This window comes from Flavobacterium ajazii (assembly GCF_010614725.1).
In the GTDB taxonomy this organism is placed as follows: domain Bacteria; phylum Bacteroidota; class Bacteroidia; order Flavobacteriales; family Flavobacteriaceae; genus Flavobacterium; species Flavobacterium ajazii.
In genome coordinates this window covers 319,299-341,142 of sequence record NZ_JAAEHL010000004.1, presented here as the reverse complement: position 1 = coordinate 341,142, position 21,844 = coordinate 319,299, and the positions used below count along the sequence as shown (strand labels likewise).

Sequence of the window (21,844 nt, the reverse complement as noted above, 5' to 3'; positions counted from 1 at the left end):
GTTTATACGGTTGTTAATATTGTCTTAATTTTGTTATATTTGGCACCACAAAAAACATTATGATAGCACATTTGCAAGGAAAATTAGTTGAGAAAAATCCAACAGAGGTAATTATTGATTGTGCAGGAGTTGGATATCAGGTCAATATCTCTTTACATACTTTTTCATTAATTCCTGATACTGATTTTATAAAATTGTATACACATCTTTTGATTAAGGAAGATGCCCATACTTTATATGGCTTTGTCGAAAAATCCGAAAGGGAAATATTCAGGATGCTGATATCAGTTTCGGGTATTGGAGCTAATATTGCCAGAACAATGCTTTCCTCTATCGAACCAAAGCAAATTATAAACGCCATTGCTTCGGGAGATGTAGGTGTTATTCAGTCTATTAAGGGGATTGGAAATAAAACAGCCCAAAGAGTAATATTGGATTTGAAAGAAAAAGTCTTAAAATTATACGATTTAGATGAAGTTTCTATTGTTCAAAACAATACAAATCGAGATGAAGCGTTATCAGCTTTAGAGGTTTTAGGTTTTGTTAGAAAAGCTTCGGAAAAAGTAGTGGAGAGAATTGTAAAAGAGGATCCTGAGGCTACTGTAGAAACTATTATCAAAAAGGCTTTAAAAGCTTTGTAATTACTATTAAATATACCTGAATTGTATGCGTAAAATTTTACTTTTTTTACTGGTTTTATTTTGTGGTAATGCTTTGCACGCCCAAGTAGATCCAACAACTCAGGATACGACCAAAACAGGGTTTTCTGTCGGGAAATTAGAATTGCAGAATCCCCCGAGTGTACTTTCAGGATATAAATACGATCCAGTTAAAGACCGATATATCTATACAAAATCAGTAGATGGTTTTTCTATTGATTATCCTTTGGTTTTAACACCTAAGGAATACGAGGACTTGCTTCTAAAAGAATCCAGAAGAGACTATTTTAGACAAAAAATGAACGCTGTTGATGGTAAAAAAGCGGGAAGTGAAGAAGCTAAAAAAAATCTGTTACCAAGATATTATGTAAATTCAAGTTTTTTTGAGTCTATTTTCGGAAGCAATACAATTGATGTAAAACCTACAGGTTCTGTTGAGATGGATTTAGGTTTACGTTATAGCAAGCAGGATAATCCCTCCTTTTCTCCAAGAAACAGATCAAGTCTGACTTTTGACTTTGATCAGAGAATAAGTATGAGTTTAATGGGTAAGGTAGGTACCAGATTAGAAGTGAATGCCAATTATGATACTCAGTCTACATTTGCTTTTCAAAATCTTTTCAAACTTGCGTACACTCCTACAGAAGATGATATTGTTCAGAAAGTAGAAGTAGGTAACGTGAGTATGCCTTTAAACAGTACTTTAATTCGTGGAGCACAAAGTTTATTTGGTGTTAAAACCCAGCTTCAGTTTGGAAAAACCACTTTTACGGGAGTTTTCTCAGAACAAAAATCACAAACCAAAAGCGTAGTAGCTGAAGGTGGCGGAACTGTTCAAAATTTTGATTTATATGCCTTGGATTATGATAGTGACAGACACTTCTTTTTATCGCAATATTTTAGAGACAGGTATGATGCTTCGTTAAAGAATTATCCTTTGATTGATAGCCGCGTACAAATTACAAGATTAGAAATTTGGGTAACAAATAAGCAAAATCGTGTTAGTACGACAAGTAATAACTTACGTAATGTTGTTGCGCTTCAGGATTTAGGGGAAAGTCAGCTTACAGGAATGTCAGATTCAGAAGTTGTAGTTGTTAATCCTTCAACTGGTTTTTTTAATAAGCCAGCCGACTCGCCTACTGATAACAGCAACAACCAATATGATATTGATTTGATTGATAAGGGAGGTGCTTTAAATTCTAAGATTAGAGAGATTGTTACTGCAAAATCAGGATTTGTAAACGGAAATGTGAGTGAAGGGACCGATTATTCAATACTTGAAAATGCCAGGAAATTAACTACTACTGAATATACTTTTAATCCTCAGTTGGGATATATCTCCTTACAGCAGCGTCTGGCTAATGATGAAATTTTGGCTGTGGCGTATGAATATACCGTTGGGGGACAGGTATATCAGGTAGGGGAGTTTGGTAGTGACGGAGTTGATGCAACCGTAGTTACAGGAGGCACCGGAAGTACAGGCCAGGCAGTTGTGACACAAAGTTTGATTTTGAAAATGCTGAAAAGCAGTTTAACGAATGTTAATAATCCGGTTTGGAATTTGATGATGAAAAATATTTATCAAATTCCTGGAGCTTATCAGATAAAACAAGATGATTTTAGGTTTAACATTCTTTATACAGATCCTTCTCCAATAAATTATATTACTCCGGTTGAAGGTTCGTCTTTTCCTTCAAACCCAACTTCAGATATGAAAGTTGCTGATACTCCTTTATTAAACGTCTTTGATGTAGATCGTTTAAATTATAATAACGACCCGCAAGCAGGAGGAGACGGTTTCTTTGATTATGTGCAAGGCATTACAGTTGACGCCCAAAACGGAAGAATTATTTTTACAAGGAAAGAGCCTTTTGGAGAACGTATCTTTGAAAAATTAAAAACAAGTCTGGGTGAGTCTTATAATGATCCGTCTACATACAATCCGAATCAAAAGAAATATGTGTTCAGGAGTATGTATAAATCAACTCAGTCTGGAGCTTTGCAGGATAGTGATAAAAATAAATTTTTATTAAGAGGGAAATATAAATCATCAGGTAATGACGGAATTCCTATTGGCGCTTTTAATGTTCCTCAAGGTTCTGTTGTTGTTACTGCCGGAGGAAGGGTTTTGGTTGAAGGTATTGATTATAGTGTGGATTATCAGTTAGGAAGGGTTCAGATTTTAGATCCTTCTTTGCAGGCATCTAATACTCCTATAGAAGTTTCTCTGGAAAACAATTCAGTTTTTGGTCAGCAGACCAGAAGATTTATGGGATTCAATATAGAACATAAAATATCTGATAAATTTTTAATTGGTGGTACTTATTTAAAAATGACCGAAAGACCGTTTACCCAAAAATCAAGTTACGGTCAGGAGTCAGTAAATAATACGATTTTTGGATTTAATGGAAACTATTCAACTGAAATTCCGTTTTTTACAAGACTGGTTAATAAGTTGCCAAACATTGATACAGATGTGCCTTCTAATCTTTCGATAAGAGGAGAAGTTGCCTTTTTAAAACCGGATGCGCCAAAAGCAAGTGATTTTGAAGGAGAAGCAACAATATATGTAGATGATTTCGAAGGTTCTCAAACAACAATAGATATGCGCTCTGCTTATGCCTGGAGTCTGGCTTCAACACCATTTATTAATGCAGAAGGCGATCCTACATTTAATGCGCATTTTGACGATTTAAAATATGGTTATAAAAGAGCTAAACTCGCATGGTATTCTATAGATCCGATTTTTTATACCCAAAAACCATCCGGAATATCAAATGACGATTTGTCTTTAAATACCACCAGAAGAATTTATAGTAAAGAATTATATCCAAATACAGATATAGCCCAAGGACAGTTGCAAGTAATCAATACCCTCGATTTGACTTATTTTCCTTCTGAAAGAGGGCCTTATAACAATAATCCTGATTTTGGTACAAATCCGGCAAATGCTAATTTTGGAGGAATTATGCGTTCTCTGAATTCGACTAATTTTGAGCAAAGCAATGTAGAGTATATTCAGTTTTGGGTACTGGATCCTTATGTTGGAAATGCTTCTGCTGAACTTTCAAATGTTGGAAAAATATATTTCAATTTAGGGGAAGTTTCTGAAGATATTTTAAAAGACGGAAGAAAACAATATGAAAACGGATTAGGATCTGATCAGGTGATGGTAACGCCTCAGCCAATTTGGGGTGATGTTCCGGCTTCGCAATCCTTAATTTATGCTTTTGACAATAATGCAGGAAACAGAGCCAACCAGGATGTCGGTTTAGACGGTTTGTCAAATGCGAAAGAAGCAGCGATTTATACCAATTATGCAGGAGAGTCTGATCCTGCGGCAGATGATTATACTTATTTTCTGAATACAGACGGAGGTGTTCTTGATCGTTATAAAAAATATAATGGTGTCGAAGGAAACTCAGCTGTTGATATAAATGATGCCAACAGAGGATCAACAACTTTGCCGGATGTTGAAGATATCAATCGGGATAATACCATGAACACTATCAATGCTTATTATGAATATAGCATTGATATGAAACCGGACATGGCTATTGGACAAAATTATATTACTGATATCAAAGTAGTAAATAATGTTGAATTGCCTAATGGAGGGTCTACTACAGCCCGATGGATTCAGTTTAAAATACCTGTTGCCCAGCCTCAAAATAAAATTGGAAATATTTCTGATTTCAGGTCTATTCGATTTATGAGAATGTTTATGACTGGATTTAATGATCAGGTTACAATGCGTTTTGGATCATTGGATTTGGTGAGGGGTGAGTGGAGAAGATATGATAATACGCTTGATGCAGCAGATACAGATCCAACTAATGATGGTACTGAGTTCGATGTTCAGGCTGTTAATATCCAGGAAAACAGTACAAAATGTCCAGTGAATTATGTTATGCCTCCAAATGTTCAAAGAGAGCAGTTGTATAACAATAATACTGTAATTAATCAAAACGAACAATCTTTGGCACTGCGTGTTTCAGGAAACGGATTAGAACAACAGGATGCAAGAGCGGCTTTCAAAAATGTGAGTATTGATATGCGTCAGTATAAAAAACTGAAAATGTTTCTTCATGCTGAATCTCTGGAAGGAGAAGCAGCTGTTTCAGATAATGAGATGGTGGCATTTCTTCGTTTTGGAAATGATTTTACTGAAAACTTCTATCAGATCGAAATTCCATTAAAAGTTACTGTGACAGGAGGAGGGTGTAATATAAGTCCTGATCTGGTTTGGCCAGAAGCAAATGAAATGGATTTAGCACTTTCGTTATTGACTAAAATGAAAATTAAGGGTATGAATGTTAGTGTTAACTCTCCTAAGAGGGATATTAACGGAATTTATTACCCAGATAATGATCCTGATGTTTCAGGAGGTGATGGAGATAGTAAATTAGTTTTAGGTATTAAGGGGAATCCAAACTTTGGTATGGTTCGAAATTTAATGGTAGGTATCAAAAATGGTAATACTGTTGATAGAAGAATAAAAGGAGAAGTTTGGTTTAACGAACTTCGTCTGTCTGATATGGATAATAAGGGCGGTATGGCTGCCATATTAAACATTGACACCAATATGGCTGATTTTGCTACTGTTTCAGCAACAGGTAGAAAAAGTACCATTGGTTTTGGGTCTATTGAAGAAGGAGCAAACGAAAGAGACCGTGAAGATATTCAACAGTATAATATTGTTACAAATTTAAATTTGGGAAAACTGTTGCCTCCTAAATGGGGTATTAATTTGCCGTTTAATTATGCGGTTGGAGAAGAGATAATTACGCCGGAATATGACCCTTTTAATCAGGATATTAAGCTGGAACAATTGTTGAATGAAACTACAGATCAGGCGCAAAAAGACAATATCAAAAACAGGGCTATAGATTATACAAAGCGTAAAAGTATCAATTTTATTGGTGTAAGAAAAGACAGGGCACCTGAGCAAAAAGCTCATGTTTACGATGTAGAAAATTTTACATTTTCTCAATCGTACAATCAGGTGGAACGTCATGATTATGAAATTGAAGATTATGAAGACGAATTGTCAAATTCGTCCGTAAACTATGCTTATACGTTTCAGCCAAAAGAAGTAGTGCCTTTCAAGCAGACTAAATTCATGAAAAAAAGTGAGTACTGGAAATTGTTAAGTGATTTCAATTTTAATTATCTGCCGTCTAATATTTCATTCAACACTAATATTATAAGACAAAGCAATCGTCAGCAATTCAGACAGGTTGAAGATGTTCAGGGAATTGGTCTGGATGCTTTGTACAGAAGAAATTTTGCATACAATTACCAATACGGATTTGGATTTAACCTTACTAAATCTTTAAAGTTAAACTATACTGCATCTTCAAATAATATTGTTAAAAATTATCTGAACGACGATAGTACCCCAAAAGAAGATTTTAATATCTGGGATGATTATTTTGATATAGGAACACCTAATCAACATACACAGCAATTGGTTTTGAATTATGATATTCCAATTTATAAATTGCCAATTTTTAGTTTTGTAAAAGCAAATTATTCATACACGGCAGATTATAACTGGCAACGTTCTTCAACAGCATTATCACAGTATGTTGAGGAAAATCCGGATGGAACAACTACAACATATAATTTAGGAAATACAATTCAGAATGCAAATTCTAATACGTTAAGTACTACTTTAAACATGACAATGCTGTACAAGTATTTGGGATTAACTCCAGGAGCAAAGACAGCAAAACCAAAACCAACTGCACCGCCAAAGCCAGGGGAAAAAATAGTAAATACCAATAAGCCGGCTGCAGCCAGAAGTCCTTTTTATGATGGTTTGATTGGAGTTTTGACAAGTGTAAAAAATGTTCAGATAAATTATACCGAAAATAGCGGAACTGTTTTACCGGGATATACACCGGGTATCGGATTTTTAGGAACTTCAAAACCGACTTTAGGGTTTATTTTCGGAAGTCAGGATGATGTGCGCTATGAATCGGCTAAAAATGGGTGGCTGACAAGTTATCAGAATTTCAATCAAAACTTTACACAGGTAAATACTAAATTATTAAAGGTTACGGCTAATCTTGATTTGTTCCCTGATTTCAAAGTGGATTTGACCATGGACAGATCTCATTCTGAAAATTCATCTGAGCAATATAGTGTTGATCAGGCTACAGGAGAATATCTTCCACTATCTCCATATGTATATGGAATGTTCTCCATTTCAACAGTATTAATCAAAACGGCTTTTTCTACAAGTGATGTGAATCAGTCTGCTGCATTTGACGATTTTAGAGAAAATCGTTTAACGATTGCAAATCGTCTGGCTGAAGAATATTATGGAGCAGGTAATACAATACCGAGATATGGAGATACCAATAATACAGTTCCTGAAACAGATCCAAATTATAAAATATATGAATCCAATAAAGGATATCCGATAGGTTTTGGAAAAAGTAATCAGGCTGTTTTATTACCAGCATTTCTGGCAGCTTATTCAGGAAGCAATGCTTCTGATGTTTCGACAGGTATTTTTAGAAATTTTCCTCTTCCAAACTGGAGTGTTAAATACAATGGACTGATGCGTTATAAATATTTTAAAGACAGGTTTAAACGTTTTTCTTTGCAGCATAATTATAGGGCTTCTTATACAATTAATCAGTTCAGATCTAATTTCGATTATAACGAAAATCCGGATGGTACTGATGTAAATGGCAATTTCTTTAATAAAACTATTATGTCCAATGTCAATCTGGTAGAACAGTTTAGTCCTTTGCTTCGCGTGGATTTTGAATTGAAAGGTTCGCTGAGAGTACTTACCGAAGTTAAAAAAGACAGGGCTTTATCTATGAGTTTTGACAATAATTTATTGACGGAAGTAAAAGGTGTTGAATATGTTGTTGGTTTAGGATATCGTTTTAAGGATGTGATTTTTTCATCGACTTTGGCTGATAATCCGACCGGGATTATAAAGAGCGACATTAATATCAAAGCTGATTTTTCATATAGAAATAATCAGACTTTGGTTCGTTATCTGGATTATGATAATAATCAGCTGGCAGCTGGACAAAACATCTGGGCGTTAAAACTTACTGCCGATTATGCTTTCAGCAAGAATCTTACAGCAATATTCTATTACGATCATTCGTTTTCGAAAGCAGTAATTTCAACGTCATTTCCGTTAACAAATATTCGTTCAGGATTTACACTCCGATATAATTTTGGAAATTAATTTTGTGATTATAAACTAAATTTTGTTATAAGATTGTTACATTTGTTGCATCAAAATTAAATTATCAAATTTTACAAATAGTATTATGAGCATACCAGCAAATTTAAAGTACACAAAAGATCACGAATGGGTTAGCATCGATGGAGATGTTGCAACAGTAGGAATTACTCATTTTGCTCAAAAAGAGTTGGGAGATATCGTGTATGTTGAAGTAGAAACTTTAGATCAGACACTTGAAAAAGACGAAGTTTTCGGTACGGTTGAGGCTGTAAAAACAGTTTCTGATTTATTCCTGCCTTTATCTGGAGAAATTATTGCTTTTAATGAAGAACTGGAAAGTACTCCTGAAGCTGTGAATTCTGATCCTTATGGAGCCGGATGGATGATTAAGGTTAAAATTGCTAACGCTTCTGAAATTGATTCATTGTTATCAGACGAAGCATACAAACAATTGATAGGTGCCTAAACAACTGCTTTTATTGTGGGCTATAATTTGCACAGGGATAATAACCTATCTTTGTCTCACAGACTCAAGTAATATTCCAGCAGTCAGTTTTCCCAGTATTGATAAGATAGTACATTTCTGTTTTCATTTTGGGTTTACAATTTCATGGATTTTGTTTTTCAAAAAAGAGCTCAAAGGAAAGACAACGGATGATTATAAAGCCTATCTTATTTCGTTTATATTTTCAGTTTTTTTTGGAATTACGATAGAAATACTTCAGGGTATTTTTACCAAAACAAGAGCATCAGATGTTGCAGATATTTTAGGCAATGCAATAGGAGCTACAGCAGCTGTATTTACGGCGATAGCTTTTAAAAAGCAAATCGACAGAATATAAAATATAAATTCCCGCTTCGGTGGGTTTTTTTATTTTCTGAATTTAAAATGTATTTTTGCCGTTATTCCAGGTAATCTTAAGGTCATGAATATTAAACAATATTTAGATTCCACTTACTTAAAAACTGCTTCTCAGGCTGGTCTTTCTGAAACAGAAAACGAAGTTGTGGTTAAAAAAGTAATCACCGAAGCTATTAATGAAGGTTTTAAGCTGATTATGATTCGTCCGGAATATGTTACTTTGGCTAAAGAAATGATTTTAAAGGAAAATTCGAATCTTTTGGTTGGTACTGTTATAGATTTTCCGGAAGGTAAATCAGATTTGAAAATAAAAATCAAGGAAGCAAATGAAGCAATAGCCAACGGAGTAGATGATCTGGATTTTGTTTGTAATTATGAAGCCTTCAAAAACGGAGAGACAGAATTAATAAAACAGGAGATTTTAATAGCAACACAAATAGGGCTGGCAAACAATAAAACAGTAAAATGGATTATTGAAGCTGCAGCCTTAAACGAAAAAGAAATTATTCAGCTTTCGGCGTTAATAAAAAATATTGTTGTTTCAAATTTTAAAGAAGAGGATTATACATCGGTTTTTGTGAAATCATCAACCGGATTTTATAAAGCTCAGAATGGTTTGCCGAATGGGGCTACTATTCCTTCAATAATTATGATGCTGGAAAATGCTTCTCCATTGCCGGTTAAAGCTTCCGGAGGTGTTAAATCGTACGAAGAGGCAATAGAAATGATTCGTTTAGGGGTTAAACGAATCGGAACTTCATCTGCAAAAGCAATTGCAAATGGAGAAAATACCACAAATCAATACTAATGAAAATCAAAAAAAATTTGAATAAAAGTTTTATAACTTTCTGTTTTACGTTATTGTCTCTTTCTGTTTTTTCTCAGGAAACAAACAAATCTTCAGTTAAGCCCGGTTTTACTGCCGAGCGCTTTCCGGTTTTTCCTAATTGCGAAAATTTGGAGTCTAAAAGCTTGGAAAACTGTTTTTATAAAGAAGTTCAGGATTTTGTGTTTCAAAATTTTGGAGTACCTGAAAATTTAAAACAGACAAATTACAAAGGAGAAGTTAAGGTTCTGTTTGAAGTAGATGCAAACGGTATTTTTAAGGTAATATATGTAAATGCAACAAATGATGATTTGGTAAAAGAAGCAAAACGTGTTTTTGAAAAATTTCCTAATATAAAACCTTCAACCTATAACGGTGTTGCAACATATTCTAAATATACCATTTCAATTGATATACCGTTAAAGAGTTCTGAGCAGATTGCTGCTGAAACTCTGGCTGCGGCAGAAATTATAAAGCCTACAGAAAAACCAATGACAGAACTGGATAGTATCGTATATAAAAAATACAATAATCCTGAATTCGAGAGTCATTTAAATATTCCTTTTTCTCATAGCTATTATGCACAGTTTGATGGTGCTATGAATCAGGTGGGAAGCAACAATCATACCGCTTCAAAACCATATACTTATGCAGAAGTTTCAAAATATTATAATTTAAAAGCGGTAAATGAATCACTTCAAAAAAAGACTTCAACCTGGCTGGGAAGAAAATGGTGGAATGAAAATATGGTTCAGATTCAGGGAGAAGACTATTGGTTATCTTTAAATCCAATAGTTGATTTACAAATGGGTAAAGCTTCAGATCTTGATGCATCGTATACTTATGTAAATACGCGGGCTATAAATTTTAGAGGAGGTTTAGGAAAACAAATTAATTTTACAACCACTATTTTTGAAAGCCAGGGAAGATTTGCAGGCTATTTTAATGATTATGCGAATTCTTTAAAACCTTCAGGAGGAAATCCGGCTATTATACCGGGTATGGGAATTGCAAAACAATTTAAAACTGACTCATACGATTTTCCTTTGGCGGAAGCTAACATAACCTATACACCAAGTAAGATTTTTGATTTTCAATTAGGCTATGGAAGAAATTTTATTGGTGATGGATACCGTTCATTACTGGAAAGTGATGGAGCCAGTCCATATCCATATTTTAAAATAAATACTACTTTTTGGAAAATAAAATATACAAACACTTACATGTGGCTTAAAGATGTTCGTCCTGAGGTTACAGTTGACAAAACATATGCATCAAAATATATGGCAAATCATTATTTGAGCTGGAATGTTTCTAACAAACTGAATTTAGGTTTTTTTGAATCAGTGGTCTGGACAGATACAAATAACAGAGGTTTTGATGTAAATTTCGTTAATCCTATTATATTTTACCGTTCTGTTGAGTTTGCTTCGTCTTCTAAAAGTGGAAATGCTCTTTTAGGAATTACATCTAAATATAAATGGAATGATAATGTTAATTTATATGGGCAATTATTGATAGATGAGTTTTCATTTGGAGATGTAAAGGCGGGGGATAATAGCTGGAAAAATAAAATTGGATATCAGTTAGGGGCTAAATATTTTAATGCATTTAAGATTAAAGATTTGTTGTTGCAACTGGAATACAATCATGTACGTCCTTATGTTTATTCACATAGTGCTGCTATTACAAATTACGCACATAATAATCAAAGTTTAGGCCATCAGTGGGGAGGTAATTTTGAGGAGTTAGTTGCTATTGGTCGTTATCACAAAGGGCGTCTTTTTGCTGATGCGAAAATTACTGTCGGAAAAAGAGGTTTTGATTTTGATACAGCAGAAGATTCTTTTAATTACGGAGGGAATATCTATAAAAGTTATGAAGAAAATCGTCCTTATGATACTGGTGTAAAAGTGGGACAGGGAAACAAAACAAATATTTTTATTGCAGATATTCAGGGTGGATACTTAATAAATCCCATGACAAATCTGAAACTTTACGGAAGCTTTATCTATAGGAATTTTGACCCTATGCAGAATACGGCAACTGTTTTTAAGCAAAGTACAACCTGGTTTACAATAGGACTACGTTCTGATGTCTTTAATTGGTATTTTGATTACTAATATTTAATAAGATTTTTCAAGATAATTGTGTTAAAGATTGACAAGTCCTTATTTTGCAAAGGTTTTATTGAAAAAATCTAATTTTATAGGTCAGAATTCTATAATCTAATTTGTACATTTGCACCACTCAAAAAAATAGACAAACAATTACCGTATTGAACGCTACTAAAAATACAATTTCACTTAAATCAATATTTCTGGATTTCAAAGAGATTACCAAGGCTGGTTTGGCTATCAGTGTTTTGTTTTCTTCTATTGCAGGGTATTTGTTAGGTGTAAATAATGAAAACCCTTTTCAATGGAGCATTTTGGCTGTTTTGATGATTGGAGGTTATTGTATGGTTGGAGCTTCAAATGCTTTTAATCAGGTAATAGAAAAAGACATTGATTCTTTAATGGATCGTACTAAAAACCGTCCTGTTCCTTCAGGGCGCATGTCTCCCAAAGTAGCTTTATTGGTGGCAAGTTTACTTACGATTACAGGAATTACTTTACTGTATACTATTAATGCAAAGTCTGCGATGTTTGCGGCAATCTCAATATTTTTATATACGAGTATTTATACACCTCTAAAAACGGTAACCTCATTATCTGTTTTTGTGGGAGCTTTTCCAGGGGCGATTCCGTTTATGTTAGGATGGGTTGCGGCAACAGGAGAGTTCGGGATAGAAGCTGGTACTTTGTTTTTGATTCAGTTTTTTTGGCAGTTTCCTCATTTTTGGGCAATCGGATGGTTTTTATATGAAGATTATGAAAAGGCCGGAATTTTTATGCTTCCTACCGGAAAAAAAGATAAAGGAACAGCTTTGCAGGTCATTTTATATACAGTTTGGCTGATTATCGCTTCTCTATTGCCGGTATTAGGATATACGGGACAATTGTTTCTTACACCAATCGCCGCAGTTTTGGTTTTTTTATTAGGACTCTGGATGTTGTTTTATGCTGTTCGTTTATATCAGTTAAGAACTGCAAAATCAGCTAGAACCTTAATGCTGGTAAGTGTTTCGTATATTTCGTTATTGCAAATAGTGTTTATAGTAGACAAATTTTTAAGATAGTTATGGAAATGACAATGAAAATAAGTGAAGAACAAGTGAGAAAATCAAAATCGGCAAAATTGATTTTGTTATTCGCAATGGTAAGTATGACTATGATGTTTGCCGGACTTACGAGTGCATTTGTAGTGAGTAAATCAAGAGCAGACTGGTTGCAGAACTTTCAAATACCAAGTGCATTCTTTTTTAGTACAGCAGTAATCATTGGTTGTAGTGTTACTTTTTATTTGGCTAAAAGAGCGATTTCAAATGGAAACAGAAATGCTACTACTGCTTTTCTTTTAGGGACATTAGTTCTTGGGGTTCTGTTTGTGATTTTACAATTTGTTGGATTCGGACAAATTATTGAAAGCGGTTATTATATGACAGGGCAGGGTAGTTCAATTACTACAACTTTCCTTTATGTAATCGCGGTTATGCACTTATTGCACCTGGTAGGAGGGTTAATTTCACTTTTAATTATAATTTATAATCATTTTAAACAAAAATACAATTCAACTCAAACTCTTGGAATAGAACTAGGTGCAATGTATTGGCACTTTTTAGACCTTTTGTGGGTATTATTATTTTTGTTTTTATATTTCTTTAAATAAGAAAAAAACGTAAATTTGGGAACTTTTTAACGAATATCTTTTATGGAAGCGACAGTTACTACTGCAAATAACAACGAAAAAACATGGGGAGGCGGAGATGACATCCAGCCATTAGGAGCAAGTTATGGTAAAATGATGATGTGGTTTTTTATCGTATCAGATGCCTTAACATTCTCTGGATTTCTTGCTGCTTATGGTTTTTCAAGATTTAAATTTATTGAAACCTGGCCTTTGGCTGACGAAGTGTTTACTCACTTTCCATTTTTACATGGTGTTTCGGCTCCTATGTATTATGTAGCCTTAATGACTTTTATTTTGATTTTCTCATCTGTAACTATGGTTTTGGCTGTTGATGCCGGTCATCAATTGAAAAAAACAAAAGTTGCAATCTATATGTTCTTAACAATTATTGGAGGTTTAATTTTCGTTGGTTCTCAGGCTTGGGAGTGGAAAAACTTTATTAAAGGAGAATATGGAGCAGTTGAAACAGCAGGTGGAAGTTTATTGCAGTTTGTTGATGCAAAAGGTGAAAGAGTAGCACTTGAAAAGTTTGCTGTTAAATTACCAGAACAAAGAGAAGCTTTGACAAGAAGCCATTCAACCTGGTTTATGGAAGATGCTGAAACGCAAGCTTCATACACAGTTGCTGAAGTTCAGGCTGGTTTTAAAGCACATCCTGAATTATTAATCAGGACAGAACAGATTCTTATTGAAAATGGAAAAAAGAGTAAAAAAGTTTTGACCAGAGCAGAATCTGAAACTCGTTTAGCGACTGCAAAATATGTAGTTGAAGGAGCAAACCTAACTAGAAATGAATACGGAAGTAAATTATTTGCTGATTTCTTCTTCTTCATCACTGGATTCCACGGATTCCACGTGTTTTCTGGAGTTATCATTAACATCATTATCTTTTTTAATGTGTTGTTAGGAACTTACGAGAAAAGAAGAAGCTACGAAATGGTAGAGAAAGTTGGTTTATACTGGCACTTTGTCGATTTAGTTTGGGTATTCGTATTTACAGTTTTCTACTTAGTTTAATTTTAGATTTTAATTATTATGTCACACGAGCACGTATCAAATACAAAAAGAATCTGGTTTGTTTTTGCATTACTATCAGCAGTAACTACAGTAGAGGTTATCCTTGGTATCTACAAACCGGCAGTTTTAGAAGGTAATCATTTTGTAGGTTTGAATTTGTTGAACTGGATATTTTATATCCTTACATTATACAAAGCATATTATATAGTATGGGCATTTATGCACATGGAAGGTGAAAAAAGCAGCCTTAGATGGTCTGTTGTTTCCCCTGTTATTTTCCTGGTTTTATATTTATTGTTTATTCTCTTAACTGAAGGACATTATATTTATGGGGTTTTTAAAGATTCTACTATTAAATGGAATTTTTAACATGATATTAATTCGAAAAGAAGCTCCGTTTAACGGAGCTTTTTTTATTTTTGTACCTCAATAATTTCCGCACTTACAATGAAAAAAAATATAGTTCTTTTTGTACTTTTTGTTTTGCCAATTGTAGCCTATTTGTTTTTTGCTTCCGGCGTAAATAGTTTTACAACATTGCCCGTAATTACACCAAAAATTAGTGACTTTGGAAATTGGGAATCTTTAAGCGGTAAAAAAGTTTTACTGGATAAAAAGATAACCGTTCTTGGTTTTGCAGGTTCTGATATTTTAAATAACAGGGGGAATTATTTTAATTTAAACGAAAAAATTTACAAACGTTATAATGGTTTCGAAGATCTTCAGTTTGTAGTTTTATGCCCGTTTGGAACCGAAAAAGAAGCTCAGAAAATTGTAGATGCTTTATCTCCTTTTACAGATGTGAAAAATTGGAATTTTGTTTTTGCTTCGAATGAAGAAATTCAGAATTTTTATGATCAATTGCATTTAAAAGGGAAGTTAGATAAAAACTTAGGGACTTCAAATGTTTTTATCGTTGATAAAGAAAGAAATTTAAGAGGAAGAAAAGACGGTAAAGAGTACAAAGAAGGTTATAATACGTTTCATCCGTCTGAATTGAGTAATGAGATGCTGGATGATTTTAAAATTATTTTGTATGAATACCGCGCAGCTCTTAAAAAGAATCATAATGCCACTAAACAACTTTAAATAAACTGAAATGTTTAAAAACAAATCATATATCGGAATTTCGTTTATTATTTTAATCTTCGGAATTTATGCTGTGCCTAAAATTGTTGACAGAATCAAAAATGGAGATGTTGTAAAAGGGAATCGTTTAGACAACGTAGGTGCAAAAACTTCTAATGCAGATGAAAAGTTACTAACGATTGGAAAAGCTCCTAAATTTGAGTTAACCAATCAGGATAATGTTAAGATTTCAAATGAAACATACAAAGGTAAAGTTTATGTTTTGGAATTTTTCTTTACTACCTGTCCTTCAATTTGTCCAAAGATGAACATGAGTATGCTGGAAATTGAAAAGACATTTTTTGGAAATCCAAATTTCGGAATTGCTTCAATTACAATTGATCCTGTCCATGATACACCGCAAGTTTTAAAAGATCATAGAAAATTATTAGGCGTTAAATCATCAAACTGGAATTTTTTAACTGGTGATAAAGCAACTATTATGGATTTATCAAATAAAGGGTTTAATCTTTATGCCGGAGAAAATGCAAAAGTAAACGGTGGTTTTGAGCATTCAGGATTATTTGCGTTAATTGATAAAGAAGGAAACATTCGTTGTAGAAAAGATGAATTCGGAAATCCGATTTTATATTATGACGGACTGGAAAAAAAAGGAGTAAGGGATATTCAGCAGGATATTAAAATATTATTAGAAGAATAAAAAAATGGAAGATCATTCATTAGAAAAAAAATACAATAAATTTATTATTGCTGTTTCAATTGTAATTCCGGTTGTAGTCGCTATTTTGTTTGGTGTAAAGCTTAAAGATTTTGGATATAATGTAGAACCGCTTTCGTTTCTGCCTCCAATATATGCAACGATAAATGGTATTACAGCTGTAGTTTTAGTTTTGGCAGTTATTGCAATTAAAAAAGGAAATCAGAAAGCGCATGAACGTTTAATGACGACTGCGATTGCATTGTCAGTGGCATTTTTAGTAATGTATGTGGCGTATCATATGACAGCTGATTCAACAAAATTTGGAGGAGAAGGAGTTGTTAAGTTAATCTATTTCTTTATTTTGATTACTCACATACTATTGTCAATTGCTATTATTCCTTTGGTTTTAATTACTTATGTTAGGGCTTTAGCAAAACGATTTGACAAGCATAGAAAGATTGCTAAAATTACATTTCCGCTTTGGTTATATGTTGCCGTAACAGGTGTTGTGGTTTATTTAATGATTTCTCCTTATTATGTGTAAAATAGAAAATAGAATAAAGAATAAAGAGAATAGATTAGAAAATAGAAGCCTAGGAGAGTGTTTGTTCTCAACGAGATATTTCTATATTCTTTTCTCTATATTCTTTTCTCTCAATACAAACGCTCAGTGTGCGATGTGTCGTGCTGCTCTTTCAGGAGAATCAAACATAAAAAAAGCAGAAGCTGTCAATGATGGAATTGTTTATTTAATGGTAATTCCGTATTTGCTTGTGGCTATAATTGGAGTTTTAATATATAAGATGTACCAGTCAAAAAGCAAAAAGACCGAATAAATTTCGGTCTTTTTTTTTATTTTAATCCATCAACAGAAACATTTACAGTTCCGTTTATTTTGATAAATGCAATAATAGCCTGATTGGTTAATTGTATTTTATCAAACTGTATGTCTTCCATTTTTCCATTAATAAATACTCCTGGCATAGGGGAGTAGTTTTTAAGATAAGCGGCTATATTTTTTTTGCCTTCTTCTAAATTAGGTTGTATGGAATATCGGCAGTTTTCTTCTAATTTTTTCAGGATATAGCCTTGAGCCAGCCAGTTTGCGGTTCGCATTAATTTGCTTTTTGTATCTAAAACATAATCCAGTTTGTCGAAATAAATTTCTTTGGTCTGTGGGTTATATTGAGGAAATCCGTTTAAATAAATGGTTCCGTTTACAGATCCTAAAACATCAAGGGCAATCACCATTTTTCCGTCTTTATGCCAAATCTCAACATTTTTTACGGTAACTTTCTTGCTTCCGGATCCAAACTCCTGACCTGCAAAATTTTTAGTCATAATTTTTGAAGCATCAACATAACTTGATATTGCAGCAATGTTAGTCGTAATTTGATTTGGAATTTTAGCTATTGGTTTCAAAATAATTTTAGAAGCATTAAACTTAGATTCAGGTTGTTTACCGATCAAAGTTTCCATATTACATTTCATTCCCATATTCAGTAAAAACAAATCGTTTTTGAGTTTTGCATTAGTCGAATATACTTCTACAGGAACAATTCGCAGCCAGCTTTCATAAGTTTCATTCATTTTCAAAGGCGTGCAGATTTTTTCTAAAGCCGTTAAGATATTTGGTTTAAAATCCATTGATTTTTCAATTGCTTCATCGATGCTTTTTTCAATTTTTGATTTGAAAATAGAAATCGCAGGATTTACTAAATAAGTGATGGGCATGTTTTTACCAAAAACGGTCATTGTTGGACTTTCGTTCCAGTCAAGAGATTTGAATTCTGTTTTTGTGTTGAGTTTCCAGTTGGTTAAAGTAACTTCACTGGATAATGTAATTACACCATTCAAATTGAATTCACGTGTGTCGAAAAGTTCGACTCCTAACTTTTTTGTGCCAATTCTGTATCTGATGTTTGCTTTTAAAGGTAAGATGGTTTTTATCTTTTTATCTGCATTTGCCGGATCGTTTTGAATTTTGATTGGAGCCTGTTTCCAGATTTTTATTTCGATGTCGTCATCCTCAATATTATTATCTTCGTAAATCAATCCGTTTAAAAGAGTGTTGGTTTGATTTTCAATATCTTTTAATTTTACTGTGATGGGTAAATTAATAAAAGACAGATTGCTATCATAAATTAACGGACTTGCATCGTCTGGTTCAGGTTTTAATGTGGCCAGTTTTTGAGAAGTAGAACAGCCGATCAATAATGTTAAAGTTATAAAAAGAACTGAAAAGGAAAAAAGTTTCATCTTGTAGGTTTTTTGGTGAGGCAAAAGTAAGAAAACAAATATATTCTTTGATAAAAGTGTAACAATTAGTTAAGAATGTAGTCTTATTCTAAAAGTCAGATAAAATTTATTAACTTTTTATTACCATAAAATGCGTAATTAAAATGTTATTATTGTCTTAAAATTCAGCGGTATTATGATTGAAATCAGAGATTTGCATAAGTCTTATAAAATGGGAAGTTCAGAATTACATGTATTAAAAGGAATAAATTTTAATATAGAAGAAGGTGAGCTGGTTGCCATAATGGGATCTTCTGGTTCCGGAAAATCAACACTTCTTAATATTTTAGGAATTCTGGACGAAGCAGATTCAGGTAGTTATATCCTGGATAAAACTCCGATTAAAAAACTTAACGAAACAATTGCTTCAAGATATCGAAATAAATTTTTGGGATTTGTTTTTCAGTCTTTCAATTTAATAAATTATAAAACGGCGTTGGATAATGTTGCAATGCCTTTGTATTATCAAGGTGTTAAAAGAAAAGAACGTTACGATATTGCTATGAAATATCTTGAGAAAGTAGGCCTTGGATCGCATTCGCATCACTTGCCAAATGAGCTTTCAGGAGGGCAAAAACAGCGTGTTGCCATTGCAAGGGCTTTAGCATCTAATCCAAAAGTTTTACTGGCAGACGAGCCAACAGGAGCTTTAGATACAAAAACTTCGTATGAAGTTATGGAACTTATTCAGGGAATTAATGATGAAGGGAAAACTATTTTGATTGTTACCCACGAACCTGATATTGCTGCAATGTGCAAAAGAAATGTAGTCCTGAAAGACGGATTGATCATTGATGATAAAAAAATAGAACAAGTTAGAGCTTCAGCGTATGTTTAATATTGAGCGTTGGCAGGAAATATTTGAAGCAATTTCGAAAAATAAGTTAAGAACATTTCTTACTGGACTTTCTGTTGCTTCCGGGATTTTTATTTTAGTGATTTTACTGGGAGCTGGTAAAGGACTTCAAAACGGAATTGAAAAGCAATTCGAGAATGATGCCAAAGGAATTATTGAAGTCTGGTCTGAAAAAACAACAAAGGAATATAAAGGTTTAAATCCGGGAAGAGAAATTCAGTTAAGAAACAGTGATTATGAAATTTCTACAAAAAAATTTGATAACGAGATTGATAAAAAGACATCTGTTCGAAATACTTGGGGAGGAATAATAAGTTATGGAAAAGAATCCGGCAATTATCAGTTTAGAGGAGTAAGTCCTGATTATTTGTATCTTGAAAATGCCACTATTGTCAATGGCCGTTTTATCAATAGTAATGATGTAAAAAATAATGAAAAGGTTGCTGCTATTGGTATGAAAGTTAAACAGGATTTATTTAAAGAGGAAGATCCGATAGGGAAAGAGATTTTAGTTAATGCTATAAATTTTAAGGTAATTGGAGTTTTTACAGATCCTTCAGGAGAACGTGAAGAATCCAGAGTTTATATGCCAATGTCAACCAATCAGCGTGCTTATGGAGCTGGTGATAAAATAACAGGAATGCAGTTTGTCCTGAATAAAAAAGATAATTATGAAGAAGCTTTAGCACAATCTAAAAAATTTACAGACGATATAAAGAAGCTGTTGAAAAGCAAAAATATCATTGCTCCTAATGATGAAAGTGCCATAGGAGTTTATAATTCTGTGGAAGAAGCAAAACAATTTTATGATTTGAATCTTTTTATCAGACTATTTTTTTGGTGGGTTGGTATTTGTACTATTATCGCAGGAGTTGTTGGGGTAAGTAATATTATGCTCATCGTTGTAAAAGAAAGAACGAAAGAAATTGGAATTAGAAAAGCATTGGGAGCATCACCGTTTTCTATTATTTCTATGATTCTTCATGAATCTATTTTTATAACCACGATTGCAGGTTTTGTGGGTTTATTGGCAAGCCTTTTATTGTTAGAATTTGTTGGACCAATGGTTCAAAGCGAATATTTCAGAAATCCCGAAGTAGATTTAAGTGTGGCCTTAACAACACTTGTTTTACTTGTATTTGCAGGTGCAATGGCTGGTTTTTTTCCGGCATACAGAGCTGCCAAAATAAAACCTATTGTAGCACTTAGAGACGAATAATTATGTTTAGTAAAGATAATTGGGATGAGATTTTGCAGGCTTTAACAGCTAATGTTTTCAGAACAGTTCTAACTGCATTTGGGGTATTTTGGGGAATATTTATTTTGGTAATATTACTTGCAGCAGGAAACGGACTTGAAAATGGTGTGAAAAAAGGGTTTGACGGAATAGCGACAAATACCATGTTTATGTGGAGTCAAACAACATCAAAAGCCTATAAAGGTCTTCCAAAAGTGCGTCGCTATGATTTTAGAAATAGTGATGTTGCTTCTTTAAGAGAGGCTTTTCCGGATTTATTATATGTTTCACCAAGGAATCAGTTAGGAGATTTTAACGGAACAAATAATGTTGTCCGTGGTACAAAAACTTCAGCATTTACGATTTATGGAGATTATCCTGAACTGATTAAGCAACAGCCAATGGATATCATAAAAGGTCGTTTTGTAAATCAGCAGGATATTCTCGAAAGAAGAAAAGTAGCTGTAATAGGTAAAGGCGTTATTGCAGAACTTTATGGAAAAGAAGAAGAGGCTGTTGGGACTTATGTGAAAATCAACGGAATTAATTTTATGGTTGTTGGGGTTTATAAATCAAAACAGCAAGGGGGTAATGCGGAACAGGAGCAAAAAAATATTTTTATTCCTTTTACCACTTTTCAGCAGGCTTTTAATTACGGAGATAAAGTAGGATGGATGGCACTTACAGCAAAAGACGGAACATCTATTACAGATTTAAAACCAAAGATTTTAGAAAAAATAAAAGCGCTTCACTCGGTAAATCCAAAAGACGATCGTGCAGTAGGGAACTTTGATTTATACGAACAGTATAATAAAGTGCAAAGTCTGTTTAATATTTTAAAAATCATTGCGTATTTTGTAGGAACTTTGGTTCTGATTTCCGGTGTAATTGGGATATCAAATATCATGCTCATTGTGGTTAAAGAGCGTACTAAAGAAATAGGAATTCGCAGAGCTTTAGGAGCTACTCCCGGAGCTATCAGAGGACAGATTTTATCAGAATCTATATTTTTAACAATCATTTCAGGAATGTTAGGAATTGCTGTAGCGACAGGTCTTATTGCGCTTTTAAACATGTTTTTAGATTCAATGCCTCCAAATAGTAATACCATGTTTGCAAATCCAAGTGTAGATTTAAGGGTCGTATTTGTTGCTTTATTAATTCTCATTGGTTCAGGATTATTGGCAGGATTTATACCGGCACAAACAGCAATCAATGTAAAACCTGTAGATGCTTTGAGAACAGAATAAATTATCAATCAAAATATAATCGAATTAATAACA

General features: G+C 33.4%; 18 protein-coding genes. 17 read left to right on the top strand and 1 reads right to left on the bottom strand.

The features are described 5' to 3' along the window. Nucleotides 1-59: 59 nt before the first annotated feature. The 14 genes from ruvA to GWR14_RS24115 all read left to right on the top strand — a co-directional run bounded on the left by ruvA (nucleotide 60) and on the right by GWR14_RS24115 (nucleotide 17,006). A complete protein-coding gene (gene ruvA, locus GWR14_RS09405; protein WP_163408780.1) occupies nucleotides 60-641 on the top strand; it encodes a Holliday junction branch migration protein RuvA in 582 nt (193 codons plus the stop codon). 25 nt (nucleotides 642-666) lie between these two features. Further along, nucleotides 667-7,884 carry a T9SS outer membrane translocon Sov/SprA gene (sov, locus tag GWR14_RS09400; RefSeq protein ID WP_163408779.1) on the top strand — a complete coding sequence of 2,406 codons (7,218 nt, stop codon included), beginning with the start codon at nucleotides 667-669 and terminating at the stop codon, nucleotides 7,882-7,884. An 85-nt stretch (nucleotides 7,885-7,969) separates the two neighbouring features. After that, nucleotides 7,970-8,350, top strand: a complete 381-nt coding sequence (gene gcvH, locus GWR14_RS09395; protein WP_163408778.1) for a glycine cleavage system protein GcvH — start codon at nucleotides 7,970-7,972, stop codon at nucleotides 8,348-8,350. After that, a complete protein-coding gene (locus GWR14_RS09390) occupies nucleotides 8,343-8,726 on the top strand; it encodes a VanZ family protein (RefSeq protein ID WP_163408777.1) in 384 nt (127 codons plus the stop codon). The genes gcvH and GWR14_RS09390 overlap by 8 nt, the downstream gene beginning before the upstream one ends. Before the next feature lie 84 nt (nucleotides 8,727-8,810). Beyond that, nucleotides 8,811-9,554 (top strand): deoxyribose-phosphate aldolase, encoded by a 744-nt coding sequence (gene deoC / locus GWR14_RS09385; protein ID WP_163408776.1) that lies wholly within the window; start codon nucleotides 8,811-8,813, stop codon nucleotides 9,552-9,554. Then, complete coding sequence (locus GWR14_RS09380; protein WP_246236309.1) at nucleotides 9,554-11,695, top strand: energy transducer TonB; 2,142 nt, start codon at nucleotides 9,554-9,556, stop codon at nucleotides 11,693-11,695. The genes deoC and GWR14_RS09380 overlap by 1 nt, the downstream gene beginning before the upstream one ends. Before the next feature lie 155 nt (nucleotides 11,696-11,850). Continuing rightward, nucleotides 11,851-12,753, top strand: coding sequence for a heme o synthase (gene cyoE, locus GWR14_RS09375; protein ID WP_163408775.1), 903 nt, complete (start codon nucleotides 11,851-11,853; stop codon nucleotides 12,751-12,753). 2 nt (nucleotides 12,754-12,755) lie between these two features. After that, on the top strand, nucleotides 12,756-13,343 hold the full coding sequence (locus GWR14_RS09370; protein WP_163408774.1) for a cytochrome c oxidase subunit 3: 588 nt from the start codon (nucleotides 12,756-12,758) through the stop codon (nucleotides 13,341-13,343). A 42-nt stretch (nucleotides 13,344-13,385) separates the two neighbouring features. After that, on the top strand, nucleotides 13,386-14,381 hold the full coding sequence (locus GWR14_RS09365; protein ID WP_163408773.1) for a cytochrome c oxidase subunit 3: 996 nt from the start codon (nucleotides 13,386-13,388) through the stop codon (nucleotides 14,379-14,381). Between the two features lie 18 nt (nucleotides 14,382-14,399). Next, nucleotides 14,400-14,750, top strand: a complete 351-nt coding sequence (locus GWR14_RS09360) for a cytochrome C oxidase subunit IV family protein (protein WP_163408772.1) — start codon at nucleotides 14,400-14,402, stop codon at nucleotides 14,748-14,750. Nucleotides 14,751-14,828: 78 nt separating this feature from the next. Then, nucleotides 14,829-15,470, top strand: coding sequence for a hypothetical protein (locus tag GWR14_RS09355; RefSeq protein WP_163408771.1), 642 nt, complete (start codon nucleotides 14,829-14,831; stop codon nucleotides 15,468-15,470). A gap of 10 nt (nucleotides 15,471-15,480) precedes the next feature. Then, nucleotides 15,481-16,170 carry an SCO family protein gene (locus tag GWR14_RS09350; protein WP_163408770.1) on the top strand — a complete coding sequence of 230 codons (690 nt, stop codon included), beginning with the start codon at nucleotides 15,481-15,483 and terminating at the stop codon, nucleotides 16,168-16,170. 4 nt (nucleotides 16,171-16,174) lie between these two features. Beyond that, a complete protein-coding gene (locus tag GWR14_RS09345; protein ID WP_163408769.1) occupies nucleotides 16,175-16,714 on the top strand; it encodes a DUF420 domain-containing protein in 540 nt (179 codons plus the stop codon). A 133-nt stretch (nucleotides 16,715-16,847) separates the two neighbouring features. Next, entirely contained in the window at nucleotides 16,848-17,006 is a 159-nt protein-coding gene (locus tag GWR14_RS24115; RefSeq protein ID WP_394367936.1) for a hypothetical protein, read from the top strand. Nucleotides 17,007-17,022: 16 nt separating this feature from the next. Here the strand turns inward: GWR14_RS24115 and GWR14_RS09335 are convergent, their stop codons facing one another. Next, the gene (locus GWR14_RS09335; protein WP_163408767.1) at nucleotides 17,023-18,429 is read right to left on the bottom strand and encodes a DUF4403 family protein; all 1,407 of its coding nucleotides are present in this window, start codon (nucleotides 18,427-18,429) and stop codon (nucleotides 17,023-17,025) included. A gap of 175 nt (nucleotides 18,430-18,604) precedes the next feature. Between GWR14_RS09335 and GWR14_RS09330 the strand changes: the two genes are divergently transcribed. Genes GWR14_RS09330 through GWR14_RS09320 form a run of 3 tightly spaced genes read left to right on the top strand, consistent with a single transcriptional unit; the run spans nucleotide 18,605 to nucleotide 21,811 of the window. Then, entirely contained in the window at nucleotides 18,605-19,306 is a 702-nt protein-coding gene (locus GWR14_RS09330) for an ABC transporter ATP-binding protein (protein WP_163408766.1), read from the top strand. Then, nucleotides 19,299-20,543, top strand: coding sequence for an ABC transporter permease (locus tag GWR14_RS09325; RefSeq protein WP_163408765.1), 1,245 nt, complete (start codon nucleotides 19,299-19,301; stop codon nucleotides 20,541-20,543). The genes GWR14_RS09330 and GWR14_RS09325 overlap by 8 nt, the downstream gene beginning before the upstream one ends. A 2-nt stretch (nucleotides 20,544-20,545) precedes the next feature. After that, nucleotides 20,546-21,811: an ABC transporter permease gene (locus GWR14_RS09320; RefSeq protein WP_163408764.1), complete on the top strand. Its 1,266-nt coding sequence runs from the start codon at nucleotides 20,546-20,548 to the stop codon at nucleotides 21,809-21,811. Nucleotides 21,812-21,844: the final 33 nt, after the last annotated feature.

Excerpts from the sequence above, each read along its gene's own strand:
- ruvA (WP_163408780.1), top strand. The coding sequence starts at position 60 with ATGATAGCACATTTGCAAGGAAAATTAGTTGAGAAAAATCCAACAGAG.
- sov (WP_163408779.1), top strand. The coding sequence starts at position 667 with ATGCGTAAAATTTTACTTTTTTTACTGGTTTTATTTTGTGGTAATGCT.
- gcvH (WP_163408778.1), top strand. The coding sequence starts at position 7,970 with ATGAGCATACCAGCAAATTTAAAGTACACAAAAGATCACGAATGGGTT.
- deoC (WP_163408776.1), top strand. The coding sequence starts at position 8,811 with ATGAATATTAAACAATATTTAGATTCCACTTACTTAAAAACTGCTTCT.
- GWR14_RS09380 (WP_246236309.1), top strand. The coding sequence starts at position 9,554 with ATGAAAATCAAAAAAAATTTGAATAAAAGTTTTATAACTTTCTGTTTT.
- GWR14_RS09370 (WP_163408774.1), top strand. The coding sequence starts at position 12,756 with ATGGAAATGACAATGAAAATAAGTGAAGAACAAGTGAGAAAATCAAAA.
- GWR14_RS09365 (WP_163408773.1), top strand. The coding sequence starts at position 13,386 with ATGGAAGCGACAGTTACTACTGCAAATAACAACGAAAAAACATGGGGA.
- GWR14_RS09360 (WP_163408772.1), top strand. The coding sequence starts at position 14,400 with ATGTCACACGAGCACGTATCAAATACAAAAAGAATCTGGTTTGTTTTT.
- GWR14_RS09355 (WP_163408771.1), top strand. The coding sequence starts at position 14,829 with ATGAAAAAAAATATAGTTCTTTTTGTACTTTTTGTTTTGCCAATTGTA.
- GWR14_RS09350 (WP_163408770.1), top strand. The coding sequence starts at position 15,481 with ATGTTTAAAAACAAATCATATATCGGAATTTCGTTTATTATTTTAATC.
- GWR14_RS09345 (WP_163408769.1), top strand. The coding sequence starts at position 16,175 with ATGGAAGATCATTCATTAGAAAAAAAATACAATAAATTTATTATTGCT.
- GWR14_RS24115 (WP_394367936.1), top strand. The coding sequence starts at position 16,848 with ATGTGTCGTGCTGCTCTTTCAGGAGAATCAAACATAAAAAAAGCAGAA.
- GWR14_RS09335 (WP_163408767.1), bottom strand. The coding sequence starts at position 18,429 with ATGAAACTTTTTTCCTTTTCAGTTCTTTTTATAACTTTAACATTATTG.
- GWR14_RS09330 (WP_163408766.1), top strand. The coding sequence starts at position 18,605 with ATGATTGAAATCAGAGATTTGCATAAGTCTTATAAAATGGGAAGTTCA.
- GWR14_RS09325 (WP_163408765.1), top strand. The coding sequence starts at position 19,299 with ATGTTTAATATTGAGCGTTGGCAGGAAATATTTGAAGCAATTTCGAAA.
- GWR14_RS09320 (WP_163408764.1), top strand. The coding sequence starts at position 20,546 with ATGTTTAGTAAAGATAATTGGGATGAGATTTTGCAGGCTTTAACAGCT.